The following is a 16,224-nucleotide window of genomic DNA, read 5'->3' as shown; positions in this document are numbered from 1 at the left end:
GCGGAACATGGCAGCCACCCACAGGATCGCCGCGGGCTCCGTGATCGCCGCGCTCTGCGCCGCGTCGCTCGCCGGTTGCGGGACCGGCACCTCGCGGCAGGAGACCCCCGCCCCGCGGAAGGCGAAGCCGGCCAAGGCGCCGAAGAGCGCGGTCCGGCTGATCGGAGACGGCTCCACCGCCTACACCGGTGCGCAGCCCCACCTGCCCAGACCCGAGCGGCTGCGGCCCGGACAGAAACCCCCGCAGATCGTCGTCTTCTCCTGGGACGGCGCGGGTGAGGACAGCCAGAAGCTGTTCTCGCACTTCCGCAAGGTCGCCAGGGCGAACAACGCGACCATGACCTACTTCCTGAGCGGCGTGTACCTGCTGCCGGATGACAAACGCGACCGGTACCGGCCGCCGCAGCACTCCCCGGGCCGCTCCGACATCGGCTTCAACGACCGCCGCGGCATCGCCGCCACCGTGAAGCAGCTGCGCCTGGCGTGGCTGGAGGGCAACGAGATCGGCACCCACTTCAACGGCCACTTCTGCGGCAGCGGCGGCGGGGTCGGCGAGTGGTCCGTGCGGGACTGGAAGGACGAGATCGCCCAGGCCAAGCAGTTCGTGAGGACCTGGAAGACCAACACCGGCATGAAAAACGCGTCCCCGCTGCCCTTCGACTACGACAAGGAGCTCATCGGCGCCCGCACACCCTGCCTGGAGGGCCAGCGGAACTTCCTGAAGGCGGCCCGCGACCTGGGCTTCCGTTACGACAGCAGCGGCGTCAACGACCAGGTCTGGCCGAAGAAGAAGCAGGGCCTGTGGGACGTGTCCATGCAGCTCGTGCCCTTCCCGGGCCACTCCTACGAGCAGCTGACCATGGACTACAACTTCATGGTCAACCAGTCGGGCACCACCACCCAGGGCAACCCCGCCATGCACCGCTTCTGGGGCGAACAGATGCGCGTCGGCCTGCTCAGGGGCTTCTACCGGGCCTACAACGGCAACCGCGCGCCCCTGATCATCGGCAACCACTTCGAGTCCTGGAACGGCGGCACCTACATGCGGGCCGTAGAGAAGGTCATCGAGACGGTGTGCACCAAGGAGGAGGTGCGCTGCGTCTCGTTCCGGCAGCTCGTGGACTGGCTGGACGCCCAGGATCCGACGACGCTGGAGAAGCTGCGCACGCTGAAGGTCGGCGAGGTGCCGAAGCAGGGCTGGGCGTCGTTCCTCGCGGGCCGGCCCGCCCCGGCCCCGAAGGGCGTGCCGGGGGCTCCGGCGGCGAGGTAGCGGCCCGAGTGAAGATGGCCACTCCGCCGTGGGGCGGGCCCTCGGGGTGCGTAGGGTCGTACTCATGAGTACAGCAGGCGCGACCGCCGACCCTCTCGCGGCCCTGGGGGCGCTGCCCGGGGTGGCCGATTCCGTGGAGTCCGTACGCAAGTCCGTGGACCGGGTCTACGGGCACCGGATCATGCGGCGGCGCAGTAACGCGATCACCTCGGAGGCGGCCCTGCGCGGCGCCCGTGGCTCGGCGGCGCTGGCCGGCGCGGACTGGGCCCTGGAGGAGGTCCGTCGGCGTACGGACTTCAGCGGCGACGACGAGGCGCGCACCGTGGGCGCCGCCCTGCGGCTCACCGCGGAGGCGGGTCAGCTGCTGTCCATCTGGCGGCAGTCGCCCCTGCGGGTGCTGGCCCGGCTGCACCTGGTGGCGGCGGCCGACAAGGCCGACCAGGTGGGACGGCCGCGGCAGGAGGGCGAGCCGGTCGACGAGCCGCTCGTCGGGCTGCCGCTGCCGCGTGCGGCCGAGGCGCACGGCCGGCTGGAAGGGCTGGCCGAACTGATCATCGCGGGCGGCAGCGCGCCGGCGCTGGTGACGGCCGCCGTCGTGCACGGCGAACTCCTCGCGCTGCGTCCTTTCACGTCCCACAACGGCCTGATCGCGCGCACGGCCGAACGCATCGTCCTGATCGGCAGCGGCCTGGACCCGAAGTCGGTGTGCCCGGCCGAGGTGGGCCATGCCGAGCTGGGCCGTGAGGCCTACCTGGAAGCCCTCGACGGGTACGTCTCCGGCGCCCCGGAGGGCATGGCCGCCTGGATCGCCCACTGCGGCAGGGCGGTCGAGCTGGGGGCCCGCGAGTCGACGGCGGTGTGCGAGGCGTTGCAGCGCGGAGCGGCGTGACAGCAGGACCGGGTCGGCACATTAATGCGGCGGTACGAGAACTCGTACCGCCGCTGGCATGAGCATCGGGGTACCAAGCGTCCTCGAAATATGCCCATCAGGTCGGGAACTTCGCCCGTCCCTGGTGCGGCTGGCCCGTAATCGACGGGTCGACGTCGCGTGGGTGCCCGGTGTTCATGCTCGGTCCGTGGGCCAAATGCGTAATTAGGTGATCCTCTCGGATGTCCTTGGTCTCGCGGGCCGTTGAGTCCTTTGTACTCCTGCACCGGAGTAAGCGGAAGTCCAGACTGCACTTCTTTACTTTTGGGTTCAAATAGGACTTCGGGTCAGCTCGGGTCAAACGGCCGTCGCCCGGCGCCGGTTCGCGTACCAGACGAGGCCGGCCGTCGCCGCAGCGGCGCCTATCGCGGCGACCGCGACGAGCGCCGGACGCGGCGGGACGGAGAATGCGGGGATCCGCTGCTTGAGCCGGACCGGACGGTGGAAGTCCAGGATCTGCCAGCCGCGCGCGAGGGCCTCGCGGCGCAGCGCGCGGTCCGGGTTCACGGCGTGGGGATGGCCGACGGCCTCCAGCATCGGCACGTCGGTCGCCGAGTCGCTGTAGGCGTAGCAGCGGCTGAGGTCGTAGCCCTCGGACGCGGCCAGCTCCCTGATGGCCTCGGCCTTGGTCGGACCGTACGCGTAGTACTCCACCTCGCCGGTGAAGCAGCCGTCCTCGCCCACGACCATGCGGGTCGCCACCACGCGGTCCGCGCCGAGCAGCTCGCCGATCGGCTCGACCACCTCCGCGCCCGACGTGGACACGATCACCACATCGCGGCCGGCGGTGTGGTGCTCCTCGATGAGGGAGGCGGCCTCGTCGTAGATGATCGGGTCGATCAGGTCGTGCAGCGTCTCGGCGACGATCTCCTTGACCTGCTGCACGTTCCAGCCGCGGCACAGCGCGGACAGGTAGGCGCGCATGCGCTCCATCTGGTCGTGGTCGGCGCCGCCGGCCAGGAAGACGAACTGGGCATACGCGGTTCGCAAGACGGCCCTGCGGTTGATCAGACCGCCTTGGTAGAACGACTTGCTGAACGTGAGCGTGCTCGACTTCGCAATGACCGTCTTGTCCAGGTCAAAGAAGGCCGCTGTGCGGGGCAACGAGTGGTTTTCCACGCCCTTGAGCATAGGGGCAGCCCATTCGGCGTAAGGTGGGGCGCATGGGTTTGCCTGAGAGGGCTCTCGGGTACACCATGGAAGTCACGGATCGTTCGCGACCGTGCTAACCCGGCCCGACTCCTCCCCCCCCCCGAGTCGGCCGTGGGGACGACCCCCGCTCTCCCCCCCGGCGGGGGTCGTCGCATGTCCGGATGGGTTTTCTCCTTCTTCGCGCGGCCGGTTTGCCGCTCTGTTGCCGCTTCGGGCGGTTGATTGGCATGTCCATGACTCATTACGTTCTGTAGTCATCGAGCTGCTCTGTGGAAGTCGCACTGAGGGCCTGCGAGCGTCACCGGTATGGGTGACGGCGATATTCACAACCGTCGAGGCGTCCACAGTTATCCACCAAGATCCACACGATTTCCGGCATCGCTGCACCGTGATTCCAGCGCACCCCGCTCGGGGCGGGTTCATGGCCCGGCTCCGATTGCCGGGGGCGTTTGGCCGGTTCGTGTCGGCCGTGCAAAGGGAGGCCGCCTTGCCGGTTCTTCCCACGTTTGGGAATCGCGGGGCCGCAGGGGCCGTGCGAGTCACGCAGCGAAGGGGGATGGAGACCGTGGCCGGAGCCGTCACACACGATCCGCCGCCGGCCGCCGGAGGGCGGCAGGGCGGACCGCTGATCGTCACCGAGGACAGCGAACTCCTCGACGACCTGCTGCGCCTGTGCGCGGCGGCGGGCGCCACACCCGAGGTGCACCACGGGGTGCCCGACCGCAGAGGCGGCTGGGAGGCCGCGCCGCTCGTCCTCGTGGGCGACGACGCCGCACGGCGGGTACGCGGGGCCGCGCGCAGAAGGGGGGTCGTTCTCGTCGGCCGGGACCAGGACGACTCCGGGGTGTGGCGGCGGGCCGTCGAGATCGGCGCCGAGCACGTCCTGATGCTGCCCGACGGCGAGCAGTGGCTCGTCGACCGCATCGCCGACGTGGCCGAGGGCGTCGGCCGGCCCGCCCTCACCGTGGGCGTCATCGGCGGCCGCGGCGGGGCCGGAGCGTCCACGCTCGCCTGCGCGCTCGCCGTCACCTCCGCGCGCGAGGGGCTGCGCACACTCCTCGTGGACGCCGATCCGCTGGGCGGCGGACTCGACGTACTCCTCGGCGGTGAGACGGCCGACGGACTGCGCTGGCCCGCGTTCGCCTCCTCACGCGGGCGGGTCGGCGGGGGCGCTCTGGAGGAGTCGCTGCCCGAGCTGCACTCGCTGCGGGTGCTCAGCTGGGACCGCGGCGACCGGATCGCCGTTCCGCCCCAGGCGGTGCGCTCGGTGCTCGCCGCGGCCCGGCGCCGGGGCGGCACGGTCGTGGTCGACCTGCCGCGCCGCATCGACGACGGCGTCGCCGAGGTCCTCACCCAACTCGACGTCGGCGTGCTGGTGGTACCCGCCGAGCTGCGCGCCGTCGCGGCCGCCGGACGGGTGGCGTCCGCCGTCGGCATGGTCCTGCGCGATCTGCGGGTGGCGGTCCGCGGGCCGTACCCGCCGGGGCTCGACGACCGGGAAGTGGCCCGGCTGCTCGGACTGCCCCTGGTCGGCGAGGTACCGGTCGAGCCGCAACTGCTGCGCCCGGACGGGGGCACGGCACCCCCGGGTGCCGCCCCGCGCGGACCGCTCGCCCGGTTCTGCCAGGAGTTCTGGGAGCGGGCGCTCGTCGAGGCGGGTGCGGCGTGAGCACCCTGGCCGGACTCGAGGGCGCGGAACTGCTCGACGGGGTGCGGCGGTGGCTGGCCGAGAGCGGGGCCGAGCCGACCCCCGCGCGCGTGGCGCAGGCCCTGCGGGAACAGGGCCGGGTGCTCGGGGACGCCGAAGTCCTGGGGGCTGCCGCGCAGTTGCGGTCCGAGCTGGTCGGCAGCGGGCCACTGGAGCCCCTGCTCGCCGACCCGTCGGTGACCGACGTGCTGGTGTCGGCCCCGGACCGGGTCTGGGTCGACCGGGGCGGCGGGCTGGAACTCACGTCCGTGCGCTTCACGGACGCGGCCGCCGTACGACGGCTCGCCCAGCGCCTCGCCGCCGTGGCCGGGCGCCGGCTGGACGACGCCCGGCCCTGGGCCGACGCGCGGCTGCCCGACGGAACCCGGTTGCACGCGGTGTTGCCGCCGGTCGCCGTGGGCTGCGCCTGCCTGTCGCTGCGCGTCGTACGGCCGCGTGCGTTCACACTCGGCGAGCTGGTCGCGGCGGGCACGGTGCCGCCGGACGGGGACCGTGTGCTGCGCGCGCTGCTCGACGCGCGGCTGTCCTTCCTGGTCAGCGGTGGCACGGGCAGCGGCAAGACGACGCTGCTGAGTGCCCTTCTGGGTCTGGTGGGGCCGGACGAGCGGATCGTCCTCGCCGAGGACTCGGCGGAGCTGCGGCCGGACCATCCGCACGTCGTGCGGCTGGAGACCAGACCCGCAAACCAGGAGGGCGCGGGGCTCGTCACCCTCGAGGACCTGGTGCGCCAGGCACTGCGGATGCGGCCCGACCGGCTGGTCGTGGGTGAGGTGCGCGGACCCGAAGTGGTGCATCTGCTCGCCGCGTTGAACACCGGCCACGAGGGCGGCTGCGGAACCGTGCACGCCAATGCCGCCGCCGACGTACCGGCCCGGCTGGAGGCCCTGGGTACGGCCGCCGGGCTCGACCGGGCCGCGTTGCACAGCCAGGTGGCGGCCGCCCTTTCCGTGGTCCTGCACCTCGTGCGCGACCGGGCCGGGCGGCGGCGGATCGCCGAGGTGCATGTGCTGGAGCGGGACCCGTCGGGGCTGGTGCGGACGGTACCGGCGCTGCGGTGGGGAGCGGAGGCCTTCGTGCGTGAGCGGGGGTGGGAGCGGCTGCGGGGGCTGCTTCGGGGCCAGGGAAGCGAGGGCGGGCCGGGTGAGCTCGCGGTGAAGGGTGCGGAGTCATGACGGGGGCGGCTGAGATGTCCATGGGGGCGGCCGTGGCGTGCATGGGGGCGTCCGTCCTGCTGCTCGGGGAGCGCCACTCGGCGGCACGGCGGGCGCGGTTGCTGCTCGCGGGCGGCGGGACCGTCGGGACCGGGCCGCCCGGGTGGTGGCGGATGACCGGTGCGGTACGGCGGGTCCGTGGGCGGCTGCGGGCCGAGTGGTGGGCGCCGGTGGCCGGGCTGGTGCTCGCCGTGCTCGGGACGTCGGTGCTGCCGGTCGTCCTGGGAGCGGCCGGGGTGCCGCTGCTGCGGCGGGTCCGGTTGGCCGGCCAGGCGCGGCGGGACCGGGAGCGCCGGGCCGACGCGGTGATCGCGCTGTGCGGGGCGCTCGCCGGGGAGGTGCGGGCCGGACGCCAGCCGGGAGAGGCGCTGCTGCGGGCCGCTCGGGACCGCGGCGGACTCGCGGACGCACAGGCGACCGTGCTGGCGGCGGCACGGTTCGGCGGCGACGTGCCGGACGCGCTCGCCGCCGCCGCCGGGCAACCGGGTGCCGAGGGGCTGCGGGGACTCGCGGCGTGCTGGCGGGTGGCCGTGGACCAGGGCGCGGGGCTCGCGGCCGGACTCGACCGGCTCGCCGCCGCCCTGCGCGCCGAACGGGACCAACGGTCCGACCTGCGTGCCCAGTTGGCGGGTGCCCGGGCCACGGCGGTGCTGCTCGCCGGGCTGCCTGCCCTGGGCCTCCTCATCGGCACCGCTCTCGGCGCCGACCCCCTTCATGTCCTGCTCCACACCACGGCGGGCCTGGGCTGTCTGGTGACCGGCGGTGTGCTGGAGGGCCTGGGGCTGTGGTGGGTGCTGCGGATCGTGCGGGGCGCGGAGGTGGCGGGATGAGCGCAGAAGTTGTCCACAGGCTGGGGGTGACGGTGGGGATTGCGCTGGCCCTCTGGTGGTCGGTGCTCCGGCTCAAGCAGGCCCGGCACCGCCGGAGGACGCGGCGCAGGCTGGCCGAGCTGTCGCCCCGCGAAGCGACCGCTTCCGCCCGGCGCCTCTCCCTGAGCCGTACCGCGCGGAGATGGCCGGCCCCTGTGGGCGTGGCGTGTGCCGCGTGGGCGCTGATCGGCGGCCCGGTCGGTGTCGCCGTCGGACTGGCCGGCGCCGTGGGGATGTGGCGGTGGCGGCTGCGGCAGGAGGCGGTCGGCAAGGACCCACGGGCACCCGACCTCGCCGAGGCGGCGCGGCAACTGCCCCTGGCCGCCGACCTGCTGGCGGCCTGCATCGCGGCGGGCGCCGGCCCGGTGATCGCCGCGCAGGCCGTGGGAGAGGCCTTGGGCGGCCCAGTGGGCGACGCTCTCGCCCAGGGTGCGGCGGAGGTGCGGCTGGGTGGCGAACCGGGCGCCGCCTGGCGGAGGTTGGCCGCCCTCCCGGGTGCCGGAAGCCTGGCCCGGCTGCTCGAACGGGCCGATGTGTCAGGACTGCCCGCCGCCACACCGGTCGCACGACTCGCCGCCGAGGCCCGCGCCGACTGGGGCCGGGCCGCGACGGCCCGGGCACGCCGAGCGGGCGTCATGGTCAGCGCGCCGGTCGGGCTGTGTTTCCTGCCCGCGTTCATCGCGGTCGGCGTGCTGCCCGTGGTGATCGGGCTCGCGGGCGGGGTGCTCGGAAGGGGTGGTGGCTAGGGCGGAGACCCGAATCGACGGAACAAGTCAGCGGCGACCAGAAGAAGTTCGAACTCTTTCCTACGGGGGTTGAGATGTATCAGGCGGTACGGGCACGGCTGGGTGCCCTGGTGTGCGGGGCGCGTGCGGCGCGGAGGGACGCGGGGATGGTCACCTCCGAGTACGCGATGGGAATCGTCGCGGCGGTGGCCTTCGCGGTGGTGCTCTACAAGGTCATCACGAGCGGTGCGGTCAGTGCGGAGCTCCAGAACATCGTGAAGGACGCCCTCAATGCGCGGATGTGAGCGGGGCGCGGACCGGGGGTTCGTCACGGCGGAGTCAGCCGTGGTGCTGCCCGTGCTGGTGATGTTCGCGATGGCACTGGTGTGGGGGCTGCTGGTGGTGGCCGCGCAGATCCAGTGCGTGGACGCGGCACGGACGGGCGCCCGCGCGGCGGCCCGCCAGGACCCGCCCGACGCGGTCGTGCGACTGGCCCGCGAGGCGGCACCGCCCGGCGCGAAGGTGAGCGTCAACCGGGGCGCGCAACACGTCCGGGTGGTCGTCGTGGCCGAGCCGCCGGTGCTGCGTGGCCTGTCGTTCGCCGTACGGGAGGAGGCCGTGGCGTCGGTGGAGGAGACGGTGGGGGTGGGCAGGTGAGACGGCAGCCGGGGGTTCGGGGCCGGGGCCCGGGGCGGCGGGACAGGAGGTGCCGGCAGGTGAGTGGTGCCGTTTTGGACCAGGGGTCCGCCACCGTCTGGAGCGTCGGGGCGATCGCCGTCCTGTGCGTGGTGTTCGGCATCGTCCTGGCGCTGGGGCAGGCCGTCGTGATCCGGCACCGTGCGGCGGGCGGTGCCGATCTAGCGGCGCTCGCGGCGGCGGACCACTGGGCCGAGGGCGGCACGGCGGCCTGCGCCCGGGCCGACCGGGTGGCCCGGGAACAGGGCGTCCGGCTCGTGCGGTGCGAGGTCGTCGGGGAGATCTCCGACGTGACGGCGGCGTCGGGCCGGGGGCCGTTCACGGCGGAGGTCAGGGCGCGGGCGGGGCCTCCAGCGGCCTCGCTGGGTCTTCCGTAGCCCGGGGGAAGCAGAGCGCCGGAGGGTGCGGCTCCCTTGGGCCTCTCGTCGGCGGGGATCGGCATGGGCCCGGGCGGGTGGTTGGCGTCTCTCCTGGGCCTCGCGGTGGCTCCTCTGGGTCTCCCGTCGGCGAGGTCATGGCGCGGGCGGGTGCTGGGGTGCCCCTCCTGGACCTCCCGGCGCTCCCATGGGTGGGTCTCCAGTCGGCGGGGCCTTCAGGACCCGGGTGGGTGCTCTGACGGCTCTCCTGAGCCTCCCGGCGGCTGCTCCTGCGTCTCCTTCTCCTCGGGAGCGCCTTCCAGCAGCACCGTGAGCAGCCGTACCGCCCCCCTCTTGTGCAGCGGGTCGTTGCCGTTGCCGCACTTGGGGGACTGGATGCAGGACGGGCAGCCGGCGTCGCACTCGCAGGAGGCGATGGCCTGGTGGGTGGCGGTCAGCCAGGTGCGGGCGGTGTGGAAGGCGCGCTCCGCGAAGCCCGCGCCGCCGGGATGGCCGTCGTAGACGAAGACCGTGGGCAGGAGCGTGTCGGGATGGAGCGGGATCGACACGCCGCCGATGTCCCAGCGGTCGCAGGTCGCGAAGAGGGGCAGCAGGCCGATCGACGCGTGCTCGGCGGCGTGCAGGGAGCCGCCGAGGATCTCCGGGTTGATCCGGGCGCGGTCGAGCTGGTCCTCGGTGACGGTCCACCACACGGCCCGGGTGCGCAGCGTACGAGGAGGGAGGTCGAGTTTCGTCTCGCCCAGCACCTCACCGGTCATCAGCCGTCTGCGGAGGAAGGAGACGACCTGGTTGGTGACCTCGACGGAGCCGTAGCACAGGCGGCCGTCGCCCCAGGGGACCTCGACGTCCGTCTCAAGCACGGAGATCGACGTCGTGTCGCGGGCGACCGTGGAGTACGGCGGGGCGGCCTCCTCGACGAGGGCGACGGAGTCCTCCAGGTCCAGCGACCGCACCAGGTACGTGCGGCCCTGGTGGAGGTGGACCGCTCCCTCGTGGACGGTCGAGTGCGCGGCGCCCGCGTCGACCGTGCCGAGAAGCCGGCCCGTGCCGGTCTCGACGACCTGGATCGGGCGCCCGCCCTCACCGCGGATGTCGGTCAGGTCGGCGGCCCGCTCGCGTCGGGTCCAGTGCCAGGCCCTGGTGCGGCGGCGCAGCAGCTTGGCGGCCTCGAGCTGGGGGAGGAGGTCCTCGCAGGCCGGGCCGAACAAGTCGAGGTCCTCGTCCGTCAAGGGCAGTTCCTCGGCGGCCGCGCACAGGTGCGGGGCCAGCACGTAGGGGTTGTCCGGGTCGAGGACCGTCGACTCGACGGGCTGGTCGAACAGGGCCTCCGGGTGGTGGACGAGGAAGGTGTCCAGCGGGTCGTCACGCGCGACCAGGACGGCCAGCGCCCCCTGCCCCGACCGTCCGGCCCGGCCCGCCTGCTGCCACAGGGAGGCGCGTGTGCCCGGGTAGCCGGCGATGACGACCGCGTCCAGGCCGGAGATGTCGATGCCGAGTTCGAGGGCGTTCGTCGCGGCGAGGCCGAGCAGTTCACCCGAATGGAGGGCGCGTTCGAGTGCGCGGCGCTCCTCCGGGAGATAACCGCCCCGGTACGCCGCGACACGCCGGGCCAGCGACCGGTCGACCTCCGCCAGTCGCTCCTGGGAGATGACGGAGATCAGCTCGGCGCCGCGCCGGGACCGTACGAAGGCGACCGAGCGCACGCCCTGCACGGTGAGGTCGGTGAGCAGGTCGGCGGCCTCGGCGGTGGCCGTGCGGCGGACGGGTGCGCCCTTCTCGCCGTGCAGCTCGGTCAGCGGCGGTTCCCAGAGGGCGAACACCAGTTCGCCACGCGGGGAGGCGTCGTCGGCGACCTCCACCACCGGCAGGCCGGTGAGGCGGCGGGCGGCCACCGCGGGCTCGGCGGCGGTGGCGGAGGCCAGCAGGAACACCGGCGAGGCGCCGTAGCGGGCGCACAGGCGGCGCAGCCGGCGCAGCACCTGGGCGACGTGCGAGCCGAAGACGCCCCGGTAGGTGTGGCACTCGTCGACGACGACGTACTTCAGCGACTTCAGGAAGGAGGACCAGCGGGTGTGGGACGGCAGGATGCCGCGGTGGAGCATGTCCGGGTTGGTCAGGACGTAGTTGGCGTACTGGCGGATCCACTCGCGCTCCTCGAACGGAGTGTCGCCGTCGTACACGGCGGTGCGTACCGAATGGCCCAACGGATGTGAAAGTTCCTTCACGGAGCGGCACTGATCCGCCGCAAGAGCCTTGGTGGGGGCCAGGTAGAGGGCCGTCGCGCCGCGGCCGTTGGGGGCTTCGGCGCCGTCCAGGAGGGTGGACAGAACCGGCGCGAGGTAGGCCAGGGACTTGCCGGAGGCCGTGCCGGTGGCCACGACGACCGATTCGCCGTCCAGCGCGTGCTCCGCCGCACGCGCCTGATGGGCCCAGGGATGCTCGATGCCCGCGGCCCGCACGGCTGCCAGGACCTCTGTGCGGATCCGGTCCGGCCAGACGGCATGCCGACCCTCGCGCGGGGGCAAGTGCTCCGTATGAGTAATGCGCGAAGCCCTGCTCGGACCGGACGCGAGGCGGTCCAGGACCACGCCCGGCGCGGGTCGGGAGGCGGGGTCCGTCGGGGGTCGATCGGATCGGTGATTCTTGGCCATCGGCACCGAGTGTGTCACTGGCGTGACGGACAATGGAGCCAAGGCGTCGTGCACGCCTGCCCGTAAGTGATTGAATGCCATCGCGGCTGGCGAACCGTCCAGGGGACGAAGCCGAGGTGCCCCAAGGGCGACCGCTCGATAGCAAGGTGCTGGAGGATCCGTGGACCTGTCCCTGTCGACCGAGACCATGGGCGATCGCACGATCGTCAGGGTCGGTGGCGAAATCGACGTATATACCGCGCCCAAGCTGCGCGAGCAGTTGGTCGAGCTGGTGAACGACGGCAGTTTCCACCTTGTCGTCGACATGGAGGGCGTGGACTTCCTCGACTCCACCGGGCTCGGCGTGCTGGTCGGCGGCCTGAAGCGTGTGCGAGCCCATGAGGGCTCCCTGCGCCTGGTCTGCAACCAGGAGCGCATTCTGAAGATCTTCCGCATCACCGGCCTCACCAAGGTGTTCCCCATTCACACCTCGGTCGAGGAAGCGGTGGCGGCGACCGACTGATCACCGGACCCGGGCCTCGTGCCCGGGCCGGCCGACGTCGCGGCAAGAGTTCGGCAGAAATGAAGACCGAGGGGGCCCGGGCTTTTCGGCGGCCCGGAGCCTCTCGACAGCACGCCCGTAGTTGCGAGGGGGATGCATGGCCACCGTTGAGCTCCGCTTCAGCGCGCTGCCCGAGCACGTCAGGACCGCCCGGCTGGTGGCGGCCGCGGTGGCGCGCAGGGCCGGAGTGGACGAGGCCGTCCTCGACGAGGTCAGGCTCGCCGTCGGCGAGGCCTGCACGCGGGCCGTCGGCCTGCACCAGACCGGCGGGATCTCGGCACCGGTGAAGGTGCTGCTGATCGAGGAGGAGAAGCAGTTCTCCATCGAGGTCGGCGACGAGGCCCCGCACGCGATCCCCGGAGAGCGCGGGCCCGGAGCAGGACCCGGCGACCCCGACGGTGAGGCCGACGAGGACGAGATGGGCCTCGCGGTCATCAGCGGGCTCGTCGATGACGTCGAGGTCAGCGCGGGGGAGCACGGCGGGTCGATCAAGATGACCTGGCCGACCACACCACCGCCGACGATCCTGGCCTGACAAGCCACCGCGCACACCGTTCTCGACGAAGGGCCCCACCCGTGGGGCCCTTCGTCATGTGCGGGTGTCAGTGGTCGCCTTTACAGTAGTTGCTGTGCCGTTCGTCGCGTGAATTCGTTCACGATCATTCGCATGCTCCACGGCAGTCCGAGAATGCTTTCAGGGCATTACCTCAGAAGGCCAATTCCGCTTATCGCGCTCTGTTTTGATCAGGTTCCGGTACCTACAATCCCGTCCACATCTTGAGCTCAGCCCAAGCGTCAAGGAGGACGAATGGCGGGGCTTTTCAACTCACCACAGTCGGGCCATCCCACAGACCTCGCAGCCGCCGTACTGACCGATGGCAACCGCGTTCTCGTCGTGGTCATCGCGGTCGTCGCGCTGGCGGCACTCGTGGTCGCGGGCGTCCTGGTACGCCAGGTACTCGCGGCCGGCGAGGGCACCGACAGCATGAAGAAGATCGCGGCGGCGGTCCAGGAAGGCGCGAACGCCTATCTGGCACGCCAGCTGCGCACGCTCGGCGTATTCGCCGTGATCGTGTTCTTCCTGCTCATGCTGCTGCCCGCGGACGACTGGAATCAGCGTGCCGGTCGTTCGGTGTTCTTCCTGATCGGAGCGGCGTTCTCGGCGGCCACCGGCTATATCGGCATGTGGCTCGCCGTGCGCAGCAATGTGCGTGTCGCGGCGGCGGCGCGTGAAGCGACACCGGCGGAAGGCGAGCCGGAAAAGGATCTCACCACCGTCTCGCACAAAGCGATGAAGATCGCATTTCGCACGGGTGGCGTCGTCGGCATGTTCACGGTGGGCCTCGGCCTGCTGGGCGCCTCCTGCGTGGTGCTGGTGTACGCGGCCGACGCGCCGAAGGTGCTCGAGGGCTTCGGCCTCGGGGCCGCGCTGATCGCGATGTTCATGCGTGTCGGCGGCGGCATCTTCACCAAGGCCGCCGACGTCGGCGCCGACCTGGTCGGCAAGGTCGAACAGGGCATTCCGGAGGACGACCCGCGCAATGCCGCGACCATCGCCGACAACGTGGGCGACAACGTCGGCGACTGCGCGGGCATGGCGGCCGACCTCTTCGAGTCGTACGCCGTGACCCTGGTCGCCGCGCTGATCCTGGGCTCGGCGGCCTTCGGCGACGCCGGGCTCGGCTTCCCGCTGCTCGTGCCGGCGATCGGTGTGATCACCGCCATGATCGGCATCTTCGCGGTGGCGCCGAGGCGGGCCGACCGCAGCGGTATGAGCGCCATCAACCGCGGGTTCTTCATCTCCGCGGTGATCTCGCTCGTGCTGGTGGCCGTGGCCGTCTTCGTCTACCTGCCCGGGAAGTACTCGGACCTCGACGGTGTGACGGACGCGGCGATCACGGGCAAGGACGGCGACCCCCGGATCCTCGCGCTCGTCGCGGTGGCCATCGGCATCGTCCTCGCCGCCCTGATCCAGCAACTGACCGGCTACTTCACCGAGACCACCCGGCGTCCCGTCCGGGACATCGGCAAGACCTCGCTCACCGGCCCGGCCACCGTCGTCCTCGCCGGTATCTCCGTGGGTCTCGAATCCGCCGTCTACACCGCCCTGTTGATCGGCCTCGGCGTGTACGGGGCGTTCCTGCTCGGCGGTACGTCGATCATGCTGGCGCTGTTCGCGGTGGCCCTGGCGGGCACCGGCCTGCTCACCACGGTCGGCGTGATCGTCGCGATGGACACCTTCGGGCCGGTCTCCGACAACGCGCAGGGCATCGCGGAGATGTCCGGCGACGTCCAGGGCGCGGGCGCGCAGGTGCTCACGAACCTGGACGCGGTCGGCAACACCACCAAGGCGATCACCAAGGGCATCGCGATCGCCACGGCGGTGCTCGCGGCGGCGGCGCTGTTCGGGTCGTACCGGGACGCGATCTTCACCGGAGCGCGTGACGTGGGCGAGCAGTTGTCCGGGGCGGGGGCACCGCTGAGCCTGATGATGGACATCTCGCAGCCCAACAACCTCGTGGGTCTCATCGCGGGCGCGGCGGTCGTCTTCCTCTTCTCGGGGCTGGCGATCAACGCCGTGTCGCGGTCGGCCGGTGCCGTGGTCTTCGAAGTGCGGCGGCAGTTCCGCGAGAGGCCCGGGATCATGGACTACAGCGAGAAACCGGAGTACGGCAAGGTCGTCGACATCTGCACCAAGGACGCCTTGCGCGAGCTCGCCACGCCCGGTCTGCTCGCCGTGATGGCGCCCATCTTCATCGGGTTCACGCTCGGGGTCGGTCCGCTCGGCGCGTTCCTGGCCGGCGCGATCGGCGCGGGCACGCTGATGGCGGTGTTCCTGGCCAACTCCGGTGGTGCCTGGGACAACGCCAAGAAGCTCGTCGAGGACGGCCACCACGGAGGCAAGGGCAGCGAGGCCCACGCGGCGACCGTGATCGGTGACACCGTCGGTGACCCCTTCAAGGACACCGCCGGTCCCGCGATCAACCCGCTGCTCAAGGTCATGAACCTGGTGTCGCTGCTCATCGCGCCCGCAGTGATCAAGTTCTCCTACGGCCCGGACAAGAGCCTCGGCGTACGGATTCTGATCGCGGTCCTCGCGTTCGTCGTCATCGCCGGTGCGGTGTACGTGTCAAAGCGGCGCGGAATCGCCATGGGTGACGAAGACAACGCCGAACCGGAGCCCAAGTCGGCGGACCCGGCGGTGGTTTCGTAGGGAGGTTGTCCAAGCCCCAGCTCAAGGTGCGGGCGGGCGGCGCGCGTTGACGCGTCGCCCGCCCGCTCTGTGCGTGTTCACGACCATGCAGTGAGGCTTCTCTCGCTTGGTGCAAAAGGTTACAAAAAGGTCTTAATAGACGTTCGGCGTGCGGTTGCCGTGCATCTGGCGTGTATGTTCCGGGGCCGAGAGCCATGGAAGGGACCAAACCGGTGAACAAGAAGCTCGCGGCCGCACTGTCCGGCGGTGCGGTACTGGTACTGGCGCTGTCGGGTTGCGGCGGCGACGACAACGAGAAGCTGGACTCCTGGGCCAAGCAGGTCTGCGACGCCGTACAGCCGCAGGCCAAGAAGATCGAGTCGGCCAACGCCTCGATCCAGAAGGAGACCTCGGACAACAGCAAGCCGGAGGACGTCCAGAAGACCGACGCTAAGGCCTTCCAGGACATGTCCGACGCCTACAAGGCCATCGGGACCGCGGTGACCAAGGCCGGGGCGCCGGACGTCGAGAACGGCGAGAAGAAGCAGCAGGACGCCGTCAAGGAGCTCAACACGATCTCCACCTCGTACGCCTCCCTGAAGAAGCAGGTCGACGCGCTCGACACCAAGGACCAGGGCAAGTTCGCGGACGGCCTCAAGGACATCGCCACCGAACTCGACAAGCTGGGCAAGAGCGGGAACGACGCGCTGCGGACCCTGGAGGAGGGCGAGGTCGGCCAGGCCATGGCCCGGCAGGACAGCTGCAAGGCGGCCACGGCGCCGGCGACCCAGAGCTGAGCAAGGAGCATTGGCGCGGCCGGCGGGACTGCTGAGCCGGGAGTGACTGACAGGCCGGTCCGCTGCTGAGCCGGGAGTGACGGCCGGGCCGCCCCGCCGAGCCGCG

At 71.8% G+C, this 16,224-nt stretch carries 15 protein-coding genes; 13 read left to right on the top strand and 2 right to left on the bottom strand.

The window, feature by feature from the left end:
* The first annotated feature begins 7 nt into the window (after positions 1 to 7).
* Both ABFX81_RS07710 and ABFX81_RS07705 read left to right on the top strand, forming a co-directional pair.
* Complete coding sequence (locus ABFX81_RS07710) at positions 8 to 1,270, top strand: polysaccharide deacetylase family protein (protein ID WP_086848382.1); 1,263 nt, start codon at positions 8 to 10, stop codon at positions 1,268 to 1,270.
* Positions 1,271 to 1,334: 64 nt separating this feature from the next.
* The gene (locus tag ABFX81_RS07705) at positions 1,335 to 2,159 is read left to right on the top strand and encodes a Fic family protein (protein WP_086848380.1); all 825 of its coding nucleotides are present in this window, start codon (positions 1,335 to 1,337) and stop codon (positions 2,157 to 2,159) included.
* Positions 2,160 to 2,495: 336 nt separating this feature from the next.
* Here ABFX81_RS07705 and ABFX81_RS07700 read toward each other — a convergent pair whose 3' ends face one another.
* Complete coding sequence (locus tag ABFX81_RS07700; protein WP_086848378.1) at positions 2,496 to 3,329, bottom strand: HAD-IB family hydrolase; 834 nt, start codon at positions 3,327 to 3,329, stop codon at positions 2,496 to 2,498.
* 577 nt (positions 3,330 to 3,906) lie between these two features.
* Between ABFX81_RS07700 and ssd the strand changes: the two genes are divergently transcribed.
* The 7 genes from ssd (at position 3,907) to ABFX81_RS07665 (ending at position 8,936) form a co-directional block, all read left to right on the top strand.
* Positions 3,907 to 5,019 carry a septum site-determining protein Ssd gene (ssd, locus tag ABFX81_RS07695; protein WP_346137815.1) on the top strand — a complete coding sequence of 371 codons (1,113 nt, stop codon included), beginning with the start codon at positions 3,907 to 3,909 and terminating at the stop codon, positions 5,017 to 5,019.
* Positions 5,016 to 6,230, top strand: coding sequence for a TadA family conjugal transfer-associated ATPase (locus ABFX81_RS07690; RefSeq protein ID WP_346137814.1), 1,215 nt, complete (start codon positions 5,016 to 5,018; stop codon positions 6,228 to 6,230). Before ssd ends, ABFX81_RS07690 begins: the two co-directional genes overlap by 4 nt.
* Positions 6,227 to 7,099: a type II secretion system F family protein gene (locus ABFX81_RS07685; RefSeq protein WP_346137813.1), complete on the top strand. Its 873-nt coding sequence runs from the start codon at positions 6,227 to 6,229 to the stop codon at positions 7,097 to 7,099. The genes ABFX81_RS07690 and ABFX81_RS07685 overlap by 4 nt, the downstream gene beginning before the upstream one ends.
* Entirely contained in the window at positions 7,096 to 7,884 is a 789-nt protein-coding gene (locus ABFX81_RS07680) for a type II secretion system F family protein (RefSeq protein ID WP_086852593.1), read from the top strand. The genes ABFX81_RS07685 and ABFX81_RS07680 overlap by 4 nt, the downstream gene beginning before the upstream one ends.
* 74 nt (positions 7,885 to 7,958) lie before the next feature.
* Positions 7,959 to 8,168, top strand: a complete 210-nt coding sequence (locus tag ABFX81_RS07675) for a DUF4244 domain-containing protein (protein WP_078945397.1) — start codon at positions 7,959 to 7,961, stop codon at positions 8,166 to 8,168.
* Positions 8,155 to 8,520 carry a TadE family type IV pilus minor pilin gene (locus ABFX81_RS07670; protein ID WP_346137812.1) on the top strand — a complete coding sequence of 122 codons (366 nt, stop codon included), beginning with the start codon at positions 8,155 to 8,157 and terminating at the stop codon, positions 8,518 to 8,520. Before ABFX81_RS07675 ends, ABFX81_RS07670 begins: the two co-directional genes overlap by 14 nt.
* 59 nt (positions 8,521 to 8,579) lie before the next feature.
* A complete protein-coding gene (locus ABFX81_RS07665; protein WP_346137811.1) occupies positions 8,580 to 8,936 on the top strand; it encodes an Rv3654c family TadE-like protein in 357 nt (118 codons plus the stop codon).
* Positions 8,937 to 9,151: 215 nt separating this feature from the next.
* Here the strand turns inward: ABFX81_RS07665 and ABFX81_RS07660 are convergent, their stop codons facing one another.
* Entirely contained in the window at positions 9,152 to 11,668 is a 2,517-nt protein-coding gene (locus ABFX81_RS07660; protein ID WP_346137810.1) for a DEAD/DEAH box helicase, read from the bottom strand.
* 79 nt (positions 11,669 to 11,747) lie between these two features.
* On the opposite strand from ABFX81_RS07660, the gene bldG reads away from it, so the two are divergent.
* The 4 genes from bldG to ABFX81_RS07640 all read left to right on the top strand — a co-directional run bounded on the left by bldG (position 11,748) and on the right by ABFX81_RS07640 (position 16,118).
* The gene (bldG, locus tag ABFX81_RS07655) at positions 11,748 to 12,089 is read left to right on the top strand and encodes an anti-sigma factor antagonist BldG (RefSeq protein ID WP_003991900.1); all 342 of its coding nucleotides are present in this window, start codon (positions 11,748 to 11,750) and stop codon (positions 12,087 to 12,089) included.
* A 136-nt stretch (positions 12,090 to 12,225) separates the two neighbouring features.
* Entirely contained in the window at positions 12,226 to 12,663 is a 438-nt protein-coding gene (locus ABFX81_RS07650; RefSeq protein ID WP_086846908.1) for an ATP-binding protein, read from the top strand.
* 273 nt (positions 12,664 to 12,936) lie between these two features.
* Positions 12,937 to 15,342, top strand: a complete 2,406-nt coding sequence (locus tag ABFX81_RS07645; protein WP_086846905.1) for a sodium-translocating pyrophosphatase — start codon at positions 12,937 to 12,939, stop codon at positions 15,340 to 15,342.
* Between the two features lie 194 nt (positions 15,343 to 15,536).
* Positions 15,537 to 16,118, top strand: a complete 582-nt coding sequence (locus ABFX81_RS07640; RefSeq protein ID WP_086846903.1) for a small secreted protein — start codon at positions 15,537 to 15,539, stop codon at positions 16,116 to 16,118.
* Positions 16,119 to 16,224: the final 106 nt, after the last annotated feature.

It is taken from the genome of Streptomyces coeruleofuscus, assembly GCF_039532725.1.
GTDB classification, from domain to species: domain Bacteria; phylum Actinomycetota; class Actinomycetes; order Streptomycetales; family Streptomycetaceae; genus Streptomyces; species Streptomyces coeruleofuscus.
The sequence above is the reverse complement of the archived record's forward strand: the minus strand, read 5'-3'. Positions and strand labels throughout refer to the sequence as shown.

What these genes read in the sequence shown, in the direction of transcription:
- ABFX81_RS07710 (WP_086848382.1), top strand. Translation starts at nt 8, where the DNA reads ATGGCAGCCACCCACAGGATCGCCGCGGGCTCCGTGATCGCCGCGCTC.
- ABFX81_RS07705 (WP_086848380.1), top strand. Translation starts at nt 1,335, where the DNA reads ATGAGTACAGCAGGCGCGACCGCCGACCCTCTCGCGGCCCTGGGGGCG.
- ABFX81_RS07700 (WP_086848378.1), bottom strand. Translation starts at nt 3,329, where the DNA reads ATGCTCAAGGGCGTGGAAAACCACTCGTTGCCCCGCACAGCGGCCTTC.
- ssd (WP_346137815.1), top strand. Translation starts at nt 3,907, where the DNA reads ATGGAGACCGTGGCCGGAGCCGTCACACACGATCCGCCGCCGGCCGCC.
- ABFX81_RS07685 (WP_346137813.1), top strand. Translation starts at nt 6,227, where the DNA reads ATGACGGGGGCGGCTGAGATGTCCATGGGGGCGGCCGTGGCGTGCATG.
- ABFX81_RS07680 (WP_086852593.1), top strand. Translation starts at nt 7,096, where the DNA reads ATGAGCGCAGAAGTTGTCCACAGGCTGGGGGTGACGGTGGGGATTGCG.
- ABFX81_RS07675 (WP_078945397.1), top strand. Translation starts at nt 7,959, where the DNA reads ATGTATCAGGCGGTACGGGCACGGCTGGGTGCCCTGGTGTGCGGGGCG.
- ABFX81_RS07670 (WP_346137812.1), top strand. Translation starts at nt 8,155, where the DNA reads ATGCGCGGATGTGAGCGGGGCGCGGACCGGGGGTTCGTCACGGCGGAG.
- ABFX81_RS07660 (WP_346137810.1), bottom strand. Translation starts at nt 11,668, where the DNA reads ATGGCATTCAATCACTTACGGGCAGGCGTGCACGACGCCTTGGCTCCA.
- ABFX81_RS07650 (WP_086846908.1), top strand. Translation starts at nt 12,226, where the DNA reads ATGGCCACCGTTGAGCTCCGCTTCAGCGCGCTGCCCGAGCACGTCAGG.
- ABFX81_RS07645 (WP_086846905.1), top strand. Translation starts at nt 12,937, where the DNA reads ATGGCGGGGCTTTTCAACTCACCACAGTCGGGCCATCCCACAGACCTC.
- ABFX81_RS07640 (WP_086846903.1), top strand. Translation starts at nt 15,537, where the DNA reads ATGGAAGGGACCAAACCGGTGAACAAGAAGCTCGCGGCCGCACTGTCC.